Consider the following 14307-nt stretch of genomic DNA (forward strand, 5'->3'; position numbering starts at 1 on the left):
TGGACGGAAATATCAACCCCAAAGGCCTTAAAACAGCCCCCTGATCTTAAGATAATCAAATATCACCGCTGCACACTTATCCGCCCCCAGAACACCGCTGTCAAGACACAGCTCATAGGCATCCGCCCTTCCCCATTCTCTGTGGGTATAATACCTGTGGAAAGATGCCCGCTCCTCATCCACTCTGTCTATTTTCTTTTTGGCACCGTGTGCGGAAAGCCCCTCTGTCTCCGTCACATATTGAACCCTCTTTTCCATATCCCCGTGTATAAAAATGCTTACGGCATCCTGTTTTTTCCGGAAGATCTCATTTCCGCACCGGCCAATGAGTACACAGGGACCATTGCCGCACAATTCCCGGATACGGGCAAAGGGTATCCTTCCCACTTCTCCCTCCTCATTGTTCATGGCAATGGCATACAAAAGGCTGTCCACAGGCTGTTCCTCATAAAATTCCCTTACTTCCTCATAATCTCTTCCCCTGGCGATCCTGGCAAGCTCTTCTTTGTCATAAAAGGCACAGCCCAGGCGCTGCGCAAGCATCTTCCCCACTGCCTTCCCCTGGCTTCCGTACTGTCTTCCTATGGTAATGATTCCTTTTTCCATCTCAACCGCTCCCTTCCGCTACATAAACCCTGCAAACACTGAGGCACCGATCACAGTCAACAGACCTGCTACCGCGATCGCCAGACTGCTCATGGCGCCCTCCACCGGACCAAGCTCCATAGCTTTTGCCGTTCCGATGGCATGGGACGCGGCCCCCAGGGACAGTCCTTTTGCCACAGGCTCCTGAATACGGAAAATCTTAAATATCACTTCTCCTATCATGTTGCCCAATATCCCGGTAATAATGATAACTGCCACGGTAATTGTGACAATTCCGCCCAATTCCTCAGACACACCCATACCGATCGCTGTTGTAATGGACTTTGGAAGCAGCGTCACATACTGGGCATGGTTCAGGCCGAAAAGCTTTGCCAGAAGAAATACACTGACAAGGCTGGCAAGCACACCGGAAATCAGCCCTGCTGCCACAGCCTTCAGATTTTTCTTCAACAGCCCCATCTGTTCATACAAAGGCACTGCAAGGCATACCGTTGCCGGTGTCAGAAGGTAGCTGATATACCTGCCGCCTTCATAATAACTGTCATAATCAATATGCCCCACTGCCAGCACACCCATCACACAGATAACACCTATAAGCAGTGGGTTAAAGACTGCCATTTTAAATTTTCTCTTGAGAAGCAGCCCCGCTTCATACCCAAGCAGGCTTAAAACAGCTCCCCAGAAAACAGAATCACTCAGAAATGCTTTCATTTTTCTTTTTCCCCTTCCGTATAATCCCCTGGGTCACAAGTCCTGTCACTGCCATGACGAAAACCGTGGTGACCGCAGTTATAACTGCAACCGGAACGAAGGCAGGTTTCAGCACGCCCCATGAATTCAGCAGCCCCGCGGCAGCGGGTATGAACATCACAGGCATGATCTCAATCAAAAAACCCGCCGTTTCCCTCACCTGACGCGTCTTCAGAATCCCTGTCTGAAGCGCGGCCAGCATCAGAACAAGACCATAGACACTGGCAGGCACGGGAAGCGGCAGGATAATATGAAGCCCTTCTCCCAGAAATGAAAAAAGTAAAATAATACAGAATTGTCTCAAATACTTCATAGCTCCTCCTTCTGTCTTTTCAACGTTGTCAATATACCTTAAAAATTATACCCCCTCAGAAAGAAAAGTCAATGTATACCTGGAAATTCCTTAACAACCACTGTCGGATGCAGCCCCTGCAAAAATCTGTCCATCCCCTTTCCTCCATGAAAAATGCAGGCAAAGAGTCCGTAAGACTTCTTTGTCTGCATTTATATCCTCTTAACTGTTATTCAGTATCTCAGCTCATACGGTTCCTGTCTATTTTCTTTTTTTGAGAACCACCATGTCAAAGCCCTTCACCGTACCGTCATATTCCCCATACCAGACTGAAAACGGCCCTCTGGGCAGGCGCACCTCTGTGCTTTCCCGGTTGAAGTTCTGTACGATCAGGTAGAGCGCATCCTCTGTCTCCCTGGATGTCACTTCGATTCCGGCGGGAATATGATGGATGTAGCGTTTGATTCCGCATTCTTTTACCAGCTTCCTGTATAATTCATCATAGAAGCCCTGCTCAAAATCCGCACACACATAGTAAGCTTTCCCCTCACCGTAAGCGTTGCAGGTAAGTGCCGGCATTCCCGCGTAAAAATCACTGCCAAAGGTCATAAAAACCTCCGCGCCGTCTGTTTTCACCAGGTCACAGAGGTGCTCACAGGTGTAGCTCTTTGTCATGCACAGGGTATTTCCTTCCACCGGAACACCGCTGTTGGTCTCTCCGTCATAGAGTCCGTCAATCTCCGTACTGCGCAGACCGCACACGTCCATAAGTCCGTGAGGTGTTCCGCCCAGGAAACAGAGGTCCGTGTCATCCACAATCCCTGACCAGTATGTAAGGATCAGCTTACCGCCTGCTTCCACAAACTTCCTTGCCTTCTCCTCAAACCCGGCCCGGAACATATAAAGCATGGGAGCCGCCGCTATCTTATAACCTTCCAGATCCTGTTCCATGTCAATGACATCCACATCCAGTCCGAGCTTACGAAATGCATAGTAGGATTTCTCCACTGCCTCTTTATAATACAGGTTTTTATTTCTCGGACCTGCCGCGTCCTCCATGGCCCAGCGGTTTTCCCAGTCATAGATGACTGCCGCCCGGGCTATGGTACGGCTGCCCGCCATTTCGCCAAGAGCTTCCAGCGCTTCTCCCACTTCTGTGACTTCACCGAACACTCTGGTGTCATCCCCGCCGTAGTGGTCAATGACAGCGCCGTGGAATTTCTCGCTGGAACCGCGGCTCTGGCGGAGCTGGAAATACTGCACGCTGTCTGAGCCGTGTGCCACTGCCTGCAGAGACGCTGCCCGCAGCATCCCCGGCTTTTTCAGCTTGCTCACACTCTGCCAGTTGGTGGCTGAAGGACATGATTCCATGAGGAGGAACGGCTTTTTCAGAATGCTCCTCATAATATCATGCTGCATTCCCGTATCCATGGCAGTGTGGGATTCCGGCCCCTTATGCCATGTGGGGTAATTGTCCCATGTGACGATATCCACCACATCCTTGAATTTGTGGTAATTCAGGCCTTCGTAGTTATACATCATATTGATCATGACCGGAAGGTCTGAGCCGCCGTCTTTCACAGCCTGTGCCTCGTGGCGTACAAAATCCACGGTCCGGTCCGTAACAAAACGTTTCCAGTCCAGGTTTAACCCGTGAAGTCCGGATTCCCCTCTCGGGGACGGGCTTTCCACCTGTGAAAAATCATTGTATATATGGCTCCAGAAGGTTGTCGCCCAGGCTTTGTTCAGCGCCTCAATAGTCCCGTATTTTTCCTTCAGCCAACTGCGGAACGCTTCCTGGCAGAGGGGACAGTGGCATTCTCCGCCGTACTCGTTGGACAGATGCCATCCAATGACACCGGGATGCTTTCCGAATTTTTCGGACAAAGCCATATTCATCCGGCGTACTTTATCTCTGTATACAGGGGAGGTATAGCAGTGGTTATGTCTGCCGCCAAACAGGTTTCTGTGCCTGTCCGCGTCCACCCGCAGGACCTCGGGATATTTGTCTGCCATCCATTTTGGGCGGGCACCGGAAGGAGTAGCCAGGATTGTGGAGATACCGTTTTCCCAGAGACGATTTATGATATCTTCCATCCAGCCGAAATGGTACTCCCCTTCACGGGGTTCCAGAACTGCCCAGGAGAAAATCCCCAGGGAAACTTCATTGATTTTTGCTTTCTTAAAATACTCGATGTCTTTTTCCAGGATATCCGGGGAATCCAGCCACTGTTCCGGATTGTAGTCCCCGCCGTGAATCATTTTACCGAAATTTACGTCTTTGCCCATATCTGTCCTCCAATGGGCCGGTCTGTGGCAGGCCGGCCCTGTTCTTAAACTATTCTGTATTCTTATACCCCTTTAAAGCTGAATGTAAATTCCATTCTGCCGTCCGTGTTCAGAAGATATTCCGGATGGGTTTTGGAACCCCAGCTGTCATCTCCCGCAACACCCATCTGTTTTGCAGATACCCTGACAACCGTGTAGTGTACTTCCGGAAGCTCAAAGGGATGCATAGCGTTTTCAATCTCATGCGGCGTATAGGGAAGTGCGGAGAATTCCATCTTATCTCCTGTAAAGAGCATTCCCCTGCCCTTTCTGTCTGTGACGCTGGCCCAGCGTACGCCCACCTTATTGCCGCATTCCTGCGGAACCAGGTACTCTGCCATGTTGTCAGCCACTTTATTTTTGTAGATTCCCAGCTTTGCACCGAGGCAGCGGTCCACATAGGTCTCCTCCGGCCCCATGCCGTACCATGCCACATTGTCGTAATCCGCGTCGAACTTGAACATCACGCCGAACTCCGGCATATCGCCCAGTTCCTTTACCGGATCATAAGACAATGTGGTCTCCACGGTCCCGTCACCGTATACCCTGTAAGCAAGGCTGCACTCTGCGGAAGGAATGGACGGCATATAATATGTGTATGTGATCACAGCACTGTCTTCCAGGACTTCCAGCTTCGGAATGCGGTATCCGCCCTGGGGGTCTTTGTGGTTCAGATACATGCTGGCCAGCTTCCACTGCCCGTAGCGCATGGGCATCAGATTGCCGCAGTCATTGTCTGTAGGTGCCCTCCAGAAGTTCGGTTTCGGTATTGCCTTGATCATCTCCACACCGCCGTACACATAGGACACGAGGCCGCCGTTCAGATAGGAAAAGAGAATACGGAATCCATCTCCGTGAATGCCGATATTGTGCATGCTCTTTACGATCTCCATCTTTCCCCTGTGCAGCGCAGCAGGTGCCGGAACCTCATACACACCCTGTCCGAAGGCAACCTCATGCCCTCTCTTGGCCCAGAGCGTATCCTCTCTCAGACGGAAGGATACCGTGACGGCATACTCTCCCGGCAGAGTCTGGACACTGACCGGCAGCTCGTAGACTTCCTCAGAAAGAGGTGCCACATGTGTTTCCAGACCTGCCTCTCTCAGCAGATGTCCGTCCTTTTCCACCAGAACAACACAGTCAAAGCTGTCTGTATTTACAAACAGATTTTTATTGACCACCCGCACCTTATCCTTCTCCACAACAGCCGTAATGTTCTGGTAATTGAACTTTACTTCCTGCATCTTCGGGGATGGCATGCGGTCTCCGCCGTATGCAATACCGTTGCCGCTGAAATTGTAATCGCAGGGGCGGTCATCAAAATCTCCGCCGTATGCCAGAAATTCTTTTCCGTAACGGTCTTTTTTATAAATGGACTGATCAATATAATCCCAGATAAATCCGCCCTGATACAATGGCTCTGTATCTGTCAGATCTGTGTATTTGTGCATGGCACCACAGGAATTTCCCATGGCATGCGTGTATTCACAACAGATAAACGGTTTGCTCCTGTCTTTCTCCAGAAATGCCTTGATGCTCTCCACAGAAGGATACATCTGGCTTTCCATATCACTGGATCCGTTATATCTGCGGTCCCAGAATACCCCCTCATAGTGCACCAGCCTTGTGGGGTCCTCTTTGCGGTAGAACTCTGACATCTCATAGATGTCTTTGCCGCCGAAGGATTCATTTCCGCAGGACCAGATCAGGATAGCCGTATGGTTTTTGTCCCTCTGATACATGGAATTTACGCGGTCCAGCATCATGCCCAGCCATTCCGGATGGTCACAAGGCACTACCTTGTTCAGATCCGGTTCCTTCTTCTCCGCCTGGGAATCCCAGGAGCCGTGTGATTCCAGATTGTTCTCTGCGATCATATAGAGCCCGTACTCATCACACAGATCATAGATATCTGAACCGTCCGGATAATGGCAGGTACGGATGGCATTGATGTTGTTTCTCTTCATGGTGACAATATCTTTCACCAGCTCTTCTCTCGACACATGACGGCCGCTTACAGAGCTGAATTCATGACGGTTCACGCCCTTGAACACGATTCTTCTGCCGTTCAGCATCATAATATTGTCTTTCATCTCGAATCTGCGGAAGCCTACCCTATAAGGAATCACTTCCGTCAGAGTACCTGCATTGTCAAACACCTGGAAAAGCAGGTCATAAAGCACCGGTGACTCCGCACTCCAAAGCGCGGGGTTATCCACTTTCATTACCAGCCTTGTGTCACTGCCCAGAGCACTTTCCTCTGTCATCAGCACATTTCCATCCTTTGACAGAGCAATCTTTACGCTGCCCTTTGCTGTGGCCTTGAGCACGATCTCCAGATCTGCCTTTGTAAAGGTGTCATCCAGCAGAGTACGGATCCTCATGTCCTCCACATGTACCTCAGGCACCGCATAGAGATAGACGTCTCTGTAAATACCTGAAAAGCGGAAGAAATCCTGGTCCTCACACCAGCTGCTGCTTGTGAATTTGAAGACCTGGGCTGCCAGTTTATTCTCTCCCTCCTGCAGGTATGGTGTCAGTTCAAACTCGGACGGTGTAAATGTGTCCTCACTGTATCCCACATAACTGCCGTTCAGCCAAACTGCAATGCCGCTCTCGGCACCCTGGAAGGAAATAAACACACGCTTTCCTTTCATGTTCTCAGGTACTTCAAAATATTTCACGTAACTTGCCACAGGATTAAACCGTGTAGGGATCTGACCTGGCTCCAGCTCTTCCCAGCCCTCCCAGGGGTACTGCACATTGGCATACTGAGGACGGTCATATCCCTCCATCTGGATGTGAGCCGGCACATGGATGTCATCCCAGGACCTGCAGCAGTAATCCATGGACTCAAACCCCGGAATTGTGCTGTGGTAATTATTTGCATAGTGGAATTTCCACAGACCATTCAGGCTGTACCTGAAATTCTCCTGCTTCTGCTCCATCTCTTCCATGGAACCATAATATCTGTGGTCCGAATGGGCCGCTGCCCTGTTTTCCTGGAACCAGGCAGGGTCTTTTACTTTCTCGTACTGAAATGCTTTCATTTTTTACCTCCTGTTCGTTATCCGGCGGACAATCCTTTATTTTTTATCTGCCGTATGATTAAAAAATAAGGCGGATATCTCATGAAAACAAAATATCCGCCTGTAAATTACTTATTTTCAACAGCCCGGCACAAGACCGAATACTGTCTCTTTTTTATTTAACAGCACCTGTGATACCTTCGGCAAAGCTCTTCTGCAGACAGAAGAATACAATTGCGGTAGGCAAGGTACAGATAAGTACACCGAGCATCAGCATACCATAATCAACCGTATAACCACCTAACAGGTTGGCTACCAGCATAGGCATGGTGATGGAGCTGTCTGTCTGTAAGATTACCTTTGGCCACAGATAGTTGTTCCATGCGTTCATGAAAGTGATGGTCATGGCTGCCGCATAAGTGGAGCGCATGGTCGGGAAGAACATGCGGAAGAAAATTCCTGTCTCACTCAAACCATCAAGACGTGCTGCCTCGATGATATCATGTGGGAACGAACGCGCGCTCTGCCTGAACAACATGATCAAAAACGGTGTCGATATGGTGGGCAGCATGAAGGCTGCCATGCTGTTAACCATTTTCAAAGTGGAGAACATCTTGAACAAAGGAATCATGATCGCTGCGAAAGGAATCATCATAGCTGTCAGAAGGAGTGTCATAACCACATCCTTGCCTTTGTCATGGTAAATCTCAAAGCCGTAGCCTGCGATGGAACATACCAGCAGAGCCAGAGCTGTAAGGATAACAGCATTTCTGAAGGAGTTCCACATAGCTCTTGCCAGATCCTGATTTGCCAGAAGGGCTTTGAAGTTTTCTGCAACATAACCTCCGGGAATCAGCTTGCCGGCAACTACGTCTGTACTTTTATTTGTTGCTCCGCAGAACATGTAGTACAGCGGAAATACAGATAACAGGGAAACGATCGTCAGGAATACATACTGGAATATTTTTTGGCCTTTATTCATCGTTCATCACCTACTTTCATCTGAATAACTGCCAGAATCGCAACCATGATCAGTACAATGATGGACATTGCAGCCGCATAGCCGAAATTCGGGCTCTGTACAAAGGACGTATTGTATATGTAGTGGGACAGAGTCATTGTTGATTTACCCGGTCCGCCGTTTGTCAGGTTCAGGGACTCATCGAACAACTGCAGTGTACCATTTGTGGACATGATAGTTGTCAGAAGAATCGTTGGTTTCAAAAGCGGTACTGTAATTTTGAAGAAAGACTGTACCGGTGAAGCACCGTCAATCTTGGCAGCCTCGTAAACGGAATATTCAATATTCTGCAGGCCTGACAGATAGAATACCATGTTGTATCCTGTCCATCTCCAGATCAGGGCGATAATGATAACTGCTCTTGCGGTCCATGCATTTGCAAACCACATAATAGGGTTCATGCCAAAGCCTCTTAAGACTGTGTTGATGAAACCATCATTTGCAAACATGGAACGGAAAATCATAGCATAGGATACAAGGGATGTTGCACAGGGAAGGAAAATCGCTGTACGGAACAGTCCTTTGAACCGCAGATGCTTGTTGTTCAGCATAGAAGCCAGTGCCAGCGCCAATACCAGCATGACCGGTACCTGAATGATCAGGTAGAAGAATGTGTTGAACAAACACTGTTTGAATGTAGGGTCTTTCAGAATACGGAGATAGTTCGCAGCACCTCCGAAGGTTAAATTAATACCAATACCTGTCTGCATTGACATAATGAACGCTTTGATCATGGGATAAAAACTCATCCAGCAGATCAGGGCTGTTGCCGGAATCAGAAAGACCCAGCCTGTCACATTATGTTTCTTTTCCAGAGACATCCCTTTTTTATTAGGACCACTCATAAATATGCACCCTCCTTTTCATTTTTAATTGTGAACAGATACAGTGCGCTTTCCGCCTCTGTACCCGATTCAAAAAGGTCTGCCGCTGCTTTTGATGAGCAGCAGCAGACCTTTCATTTCTTAGAAATAAAGAATCAATTCAGGGGTCTGTTATTTATCAGCCGCCCATTGTGAAGTCTACAGTATCCTGAGCTTCCTGAAGTGCGGTTCCGATGTCAATACCCTGCTGTGTGATCTGGGAAAGTGCAACACCGATAGCATCACGAGCGTCATAGTAGAACGGTCCTGTAACGTTGGAAGGTGTCTTTGTAGCAAAATCTACGATCTTAGCATATACTTTGTCATTTGAGAAGAACGGAACTTCCTGATTGTAAACATCAGAATCACCAGCCGGTGCCCATGTTGCCAGAGCGCCCTTAGCGATCAGGTCATCATACAGTTCTGTGCTTCCGCCGAATGTGGATTTCAGGAAATCTACAGCAACGTCCGGTTTCTTACAGTTAGATGTAACTGCCCATGAAGAACCACCGTTGTTGGAGTAGTTGCTTGCTTCGCCAACGCCTTCCATCTTAGGCATGTTTGTAACTGCCCATTTACCGGACTGATCTTCCTGTGCTGTAACAGTAGCCATGATCCAGCATCCGTTGATAACGCCTGCAACGGTACCGTTGTTGATGGATGCAACATACTGATCCCAGTCAGTTACTTCAAGTAATGTGCCGTCTTTTACCATCTGAGAATAAATCTCAACAGCTTTCTTAACAGCTTCATTATCAACGATGTTTGCTTTTCCGTCTTCTGTGAAGCAGGAAGCTCCCACAGACTGGATCATCATCATGATAATATCAGTAGAACCTGCCTGCTGTGTCAGCAGAGGCTGTCCTGTTTTTTCTTTGACAACTTTAGCTTTTTCCATAAAGTCATCCCATGTGATATCTGTAAAGTCATCTACAGTATATCCTGCCTGCTCCAGCATATCTGTTCTGTAGCAGCTGATTGCAGCACCGTTATCAAACGGAACGCCGTAGTTCTTGCCGTCTAAGGTAGAGTAAGCTACTTTAGCTTCGGAGAACTGTGTATAGTCAATACCCTTGTCCGTTAAGTCAACGAAGATATCCGGGTAGTTTGTAGCATATTTCTGGAAGGAGTTGTCCTGCATCAGGAAGATGTCAGGTAATGTACTTAAATCACCTGCTGACATAGCAGTTGTCAGTTTTGTCTCGATATCATCTGACTGGATCTCAGTAACTTTAACGTTAAATCCTTCATGATCTTTTGCGTAAATCTCAGCTGCTTTATTGATCGCATAGATGTTGAAGTTCGGGTCCCAGCACCATACGGTCAGGGTATTCTCATCATCTGTAGCTGCTACGGCGTCATCTGCCGCGTCATCTTTTTTCTCGTCTGTTCCGGTAGTCTCTTCCTTTTTGGTATCTCCGCCGGTACTTCCGCTTCCGTCATCTCCGCCTCCGCAGGCTGCAAGTGAAACAACCATCATAGAAGCCAGCATAGCTGCAACAATTTTTTTTCTCATAATAAATGCCTCCCTTTAATTATTAGCATCAAACACATGAATGTACATACGGTCCTATTATTCGACAAATTGTTTGTGTAATATGACCACATTTCCGTTTTTTCACGGTCCAGCATATATGTATATTACATCACTTCGCCGCATATGTCAATAATTTATTTGTCTAATTTGTACATTCCCTATTTTTTTCTGATATTTACCCGCATTCGGGGCCTTACCAGCCCTTTAAAACCGATACATTATAGTTGGAGGGGTTGTCTTCTTTTCCCCTTGCCGCACTTCTCCACTGGTGTGGAGCAGTTCCCACAATCTTCTTGAAGTTACGGATGAATGTGGCGGATGCCTGGAAACCAACCTTAACGGCAATGTCTTCCAGACGTTCATCTGACTTGGCCAGATATTCACAGGCCCGTTCGATCCGCACAAGATTCACATATTCTGCCGGAGAGGTATTCATGTATTCCGTAAACACTCTCCTGAAATGTGTCTCGCTCATATGGCATATCTGTGCCAGCTGTCCTACCTTGATCTCTTCCTGATAATGCTTTTCTATGTAATTCAGAACTGCCAGAATACTGTTCAGGCTTCCGTCATCTATGACCTTAGCCTCCGGCACGCTGTCTGCCGGATTCATTCTGGCTATTTTGAGGAGCAGTGTGAGCAGGCATCCCTGCACGCTCTCCAGATAAAACTCCTCTTTGTTCCGCATCTCATTCAGAATGACACGTACAAGCGCATCGATTTCCGGTGCTTCTTCCCTGCTGGTCAGAAACATGCGGCTGTGAAGCCGTTCAAGCACCGTGTTGGCATACACAGGTTTATCTGCATATACATTCTTTAAAAAGCGCTCCGTATCTATAAAAAGGTATTCCCAGCTGTCAAAGACGTCGTCCCTTCCCGTTGTGTGGTGGGGAAAATTCTTGGGTATCACTGTGACAGTGCCTTCCCCGTACCTGACGTCCTCTTTTCCCAGGTGCATAACACCCTCGCCATAACAGCAGTAGCCTATCTCCATATAGTTATGGAAATGCATAGGATCACTTCCATACCTTGTTACCCAGCGTTCGCCCATGAGTGCGATCAGAGGCACACGCTGCGGAATCTCATAATATCGGAATTCCACATATTCTTTTTCTCTCTTCTTCATCTGTAAGCCCTCGTTTCCATAATAAACTCATAACTTTATACTTTAGCTTATCATAGCCCCTTAGGCTTCGTCAAATTTTTAAGAACCTGTTGAAAAAAAACGTACAACTTCCGTTATCACGGACTCTCTCAGACTTTTCTTATAAGAAATTCCCCCTTGTCCAGGATTTTTCTCCGATCCCTGTTGTCAATCGGCCTAATCACCTCGGCTTTTGCCCCTTGGTTTTCATCAATTATACCATCATATATCCGGTTATTTTACTCATAATCGATTCGTTTTTTTGCATTTTCAATCATTTTTAGCAACTTTGCCTCATTGTTTTTGTATCAAATGCCAGGTTTGTTGTAAACTCAGCCCCAAAAAACTGCCCAACAAAGCGGAAAAACCGGCAGTTTTACAGGCAGCGGCAGCAGAACAGACAGAAAGGCTCCCGCTCAGCCTGTATGCTGCGCGGAAGCCTTTCTGCTCTTTTTATTCCTCAGTATCTGTTTTTTCTTTGTTGTCTCTCAAAAAATCATCCATCATCCTTACCAGGTCCAGCTCGCTGAGAAAAGAATATGTCCAATTCTCATATTCCAGAACTCCCTGCCAGGTATGATATTGCTGTGAACTCACAGTCACACGGAAGGTCCTCTCATCCATCTGCATCTTCCTCTCCCTTTGCTGCCAATGAATCCGTTCCTCTTTACACAGATTCATTTTAACGCAGGTACCGCGCAGTGAAAAGCACCGTTTGGACGCATTAACGGGTTTTTACTCAACCTGAGGACCTATGGCTCAAACCGAAGGAAATCCTCGGTCATTTCAACCCGGCACACACTCTGTACACTGCCGGTCATCATCACATGCCAGTCCTCATCGATCTGGATCCAGAGCTTGCCGCCGGGCATGTGTACCATCACATCCGAATCGATCATCCCCAGCTTGTAGGCCACCCCTGCCGCTGCGCAGCTGCTGGTGCCGGAAGCCAGCGTATATCCCACACCCCGTTCAAATATCTCTATCTGAATGTTATTTTTATCCAAAACCTTCATGATCTGTGTATTCACCCGGTCACCAAAGTATGCAGAGCGCTCAGAAAAAGCACCTATTGTGCAGACCTTCTCCCTGGATATCTCCGCCATGGGGATCACACAGTGGGTATTGCCCATGGATGCGCAGGAACAGTCATATTCCTTCTGCCCGAATACCATCTTCTCTCTGAGCGCTTCCCTGGCCTCCCCCGCAAGTCCCGCGTCTTTGCTGGAAAAGGACAGCTTTCCCATATCCGCCTGAATCCGCGTGCCGTCCGCATTGAGAAAACGCACCTGCACTTTCCCGCCTTTTGTCCGGATCGTCAGCCGTTCACTCAAAGTATATCCGGCATCCTTCAGATATTTTGCAAAGATACGGATACCGTTTCCTGCTCTTTTTGCCTCACTGCCGTCCGGATTGAACACACGGACGGCAAATTCTCCATCTTCTATATAAGGGCCTGCCAGAATACCGTCTGAACCAACCCCGAAATTCCTGTCACAGATTTTACGGATTTTATCAGCATCCAGCTCCTCCGTATTTTTCTGACAGTCATATACCAGATAATCATTTCCTATTCCATGATATTTTTCAAATTTCACTGCTCTCTTTCCTTTCCTGCTGCGATGCGTCTGCAGAATCTGACGCGCCATACCCTATTTTATGTCACAGCCCACAGTGCCGTCCCAGATACCTCTGCGGCTCAAAACAATTTTAAGCATCGGTCTTAGAGTCTGTATCTAGTTTATCAGACACTTTTATGTTATAATATAAGCATCGTGTTAAAAACATTGCAAAATATGCTGAACCAAAAAAATCAGCCCACAGGAGGGACCCAAATTGGATTCTTACAGCAAAACCGGTTATCTGAAAGACGATTTCCGCCTTTTTCACATTACCGATGAGGAGGAACACAGCTTTTCCTACCACTATCATGACTTTTATAAAATACTGATCTTCATACGCGGTGATGTCACATATCATATTGAAGGTAAGTCTTTTGACCTGAAGCCCTATGACATTGTCCTTGTAAATGCCGGTGAGATCCACAAACCGGTCATCAACAGCAGATCTGTCTATGAACGCATGATCCTCTATATCTCGCCTGCATTTATGGATGCCTGCCGGGACGGGGCAGATTCCCTGAACCGGTGCTTTGTGCAGGCCCAGACCAGCCGCTCCAATGTACTGCGCGTAGAGCTGTTCAGCCAGAGCCGGCTGTATCAGGTTCTGCAGGAGCTGGAGAAATCCTTTGGCGGGGATGCCTTTGCAGCCGCCCTGTACCAGAAGGCCCTTTTTCTGGAATTTCTGATCCTTTTAAACCGCTTCTCCATGGATGCCTACACAGGCACGTATATAGAAAACAGCCGCTGTAATTCCAAAATCCTTCCTGTGCTGGATTATATCGGAGAACATCTGGCTGAGGACATTTCCATCGACCTGCTGGCGTCCAGGTTCTATATGAGCCGTTATTATCTCATGCACCTGTTCAAACAGGAGACAGGATACAGTGTAGCCAGCTATATCTCTACCAAACGTCTGCTGCGGGCCAGGGCACTGATCCAAAACGGTATGTCCGTCACAGATGCCTGTTACCAGTGCGGATTTAAAAACTATTCTTCCTTTTCCAGAGCTTATAAAAAGCTGTTCCACACTTCCGCCAGAGGGGAACGGAATCCGTCATAAACGGCGTTCCCCTCTGTCCGCCCCCATACCGGGGCACATCTTTTTTTCCTCTTAC

12 protein-coding genes are annotated in these 14307 nt (G+C 47.9%); 1 reads left to right on the forward strand and 11 read right to left on the reverse strand.

Annotated features, from left to right (window positions below; all coding sequences use genetic code 11):
- Positions 1–27: 27 nt before the first annotated feature.
- The 11 genes from WMO65_RS01075 to dapF all read right to left on the reverse strand — a co-directional run bounded on the left by WMO65_RS01075 (position 28) and on the right by dapF (position 13168).
- On the reverse strand, positions 28–606 hold the full coding sequence (locus WMO65_RS01075) for a cytidylate kinase-like family protein (RefSeq protein ID WP_349063539.1): 579 nt from the start codon (positions 604–606) through the stop codon (positions 28–30).
- Between the two features lie 18 nt (positions 607–624).
- Entirely contained in the window at positions 625–1317 is a 693-nt protein-coding gene (locus tag WMO65_RS01080) for an LrgB family protein (protein ID WP_033143576.1), read from the reverse strand.
- The gene (locus WMO65_RS01085; RefSeq protein ID WP_148393050.1) at positions 1298–1669 is read right to left on the reverse strand and encodes a CidA/LrgA family protein; all 372 of its coding nucleotides are present in this window, start codon (positions 1667–1669) and stop codon (positions 1298–1300) included. The genes WMO65_RS01080 and WMO65_RS01085 overlap by 20 nt, the downstream gene beginning before the upstream one ends.
- Positions 1670–1909: 240 nt before the next feature.
- Positions 1910–3937: a beta-galactosidase gene (locus WMO65_RS01090; protein ID WP_148393051.1), complete on the reverse strand. Its 2028-nt coding sequence runs from the start codon at positions 3935–3937 to the stop codon at positions 1910–1912.
- Between the two features lie 62 nt (positions 3938–3999).
- Positions 4000–7026 (reverse strand): beta-galactosidase, LacZ type, encoded by a 3027-nt coding sequence (lacZ, locus tag WMO65_RS01095; RefSeq protein WP_148393052.1) that lies wholly within the window; start codon positions 7024–7026, stop codon positions 4000–4002.
- A 154-nt stretch (positions 7027–7180) separates the two neighbouring features.
- Entirely contained in the window at positions 7181–7987 is an 807-nt protein-coding gene (locus WMO65_RS01100) for a carbohydrate ABC transporter permease (RefSeq protein ID WP_033143580.1), read from the reverse strand.
- The gene (locus WMO65_RS01105) at positions 7984–8871 is read right to left on the reverse strand and encodes a carbohydrate ABC transporter permease (protein ID WP_103731023.1); all 888 of its coding nucleotides are present in this window, start codon (positions 8869–8871) and stop codon (positions 7984–7986) included. The genes WMO65_RS01100 and WMO65_RS01105 overlap by 4 nt, the downstream gene beginning before the upstream one ends.
- Positions 8872–9028: 157 nt before the next feature.
- Positions 9029–10405, reverse strand: coding sequence for an ABC transporter substrate-binding protein (locus WMO65_RS01110; protein WP_033143582.1), 1377 nt, complete (start codon positions 10403–10405; stop codon positions 9029–9031).
- Between the two features lie 214 nt (positions 10406–10619).
- Positions 10620–11552 carry a helix-turn-helix domain-containing protein gene (locus WMO65_RS01115; protein ID WP_033143583.1) on the reverse strand — a complete coding sequence of 311 codons (933 nt, stop codon included), beginning with the start codon at positions 11550–11552 and terminating at the stop codon, positions 10620–10622.
- A 471-nt stretch (positions 11553–12023) separates the two neighbouring features.
- Positions 12024–12200, reverse strand: coding sequence for a hypothetical protein (locus WMO65_RS01120; protein WP_187370633.1), 177 nt, complete (start codon positions 12198–12200; stop codon positions 12024–12026).
- A 122-nt stretch (positions 12201–12322) separates the two neighbouring features.
- Positions 12323–13168, reverse strand: coding sequence for a diaminopimelate epimerase (gene dapF, locus WMO65_RS01125; RefSeq protein WP_033143613.1), 846 nt, complete (start codon positions 13166–13168; stop codon positions 12323–12325).
- Positions 13169–13406: 238 nt separating this feature from the next.
- Here dapF and WMO65_RS01130 point away from each other — a divergent pair, with 238 nt between their 5' ends.
- Positions 13407–14252 carry an AraC family transcriptional regulator gene (locus WMO65_RS01130; protein WP_148393053.1) on the forward strand — a complete coding sequence of 282 codons (846 nt, stop codon included), beginning with the start codon at positions 13407–13409 and terminating at the stop codon, positions 14250–14252.
- The last annotated feature ends 55 nt before the right edge of the window (positions 14253–14307 follow it).

Origin of the sequence: Blautia caccae, from assembly GCF_040095955.1 — a bacterium.
GTDB classification, from domain to species: Bacteria; Bacillota; Clostridia; order Lachnospirales; family Lachnospiraceae; genus Blautia; species Blautia celeris.

Coding starts and splice junctions, on each gene's coding strand:
- WMO65_RS01075 (WP_349063539.1), bottom strand. CDS start 606: ATGGAAAAAGGAATCATTACCATAGGAAGACAGTACGGAAGCCAGGGG.
- WMO65_RS01080 (WP_033143576.1), bottom strand. CDS start 1,317: ATGAAAGCATTTCTGAGTGATTCTGTTTTCTGGGGAGCTGTTTTAAGC.
- WMO65_RS01085 (WP_148393050.1), bottom strand. CDS start 1,669: ATGAAGTATTTGAGACAATTCTGTATTATTTTACTTTTTTCATTTCTG.
- WMO65_RS01090 (WP_148393051.1), bottom strand. CDS start 3,937: ATGGGCAAAGACGTAAATTTCGGTAAAATGATTCACGGCGGGGACTAC.
- lacZ (WP_148393052.1), bottom strand. CDS start 7,026: ATGAAAGCATTTCAGTACGAGAAAGTAAAAGACCCTGCCTGGTTCCAG.
- WMO65_RS01100 (WP_033143580.1), bottom strand. CDS start 7,987: ATGAATAAAGGCCAAAAAATATTCCAGTATGTATTCCTGACGATCGTT.
- WMO65_RS01105 (WP_103731023.1), bottom strand. CDS start 8,871: ATGAGTGGTCCTAATAAAAAAGGGATGTCTCTGGAAAAGAAACATAAT.
- WMO65_RS01110 (WP_033143582.1), bottom strand. CDS start 10,405: ATGAGAAAAAAAATTGTTGCAGCTATGCTGGCTTCTATGATGGTTGTT.
- WMO65_RS01115 (WP_033143583.1), bottom strand. CDS start 11,552: ATGAAGAAGAGAGAAAAAGAATATGTGGAATTCCGATATTATGAGATT.
- WMO65_RS01120 (WP_187370633.1), bottom strand. CDS start 12,200: ATGCAGATGGATGAGAGGACCTTCCGTGTGACTGTGAGTTCACAGCAA.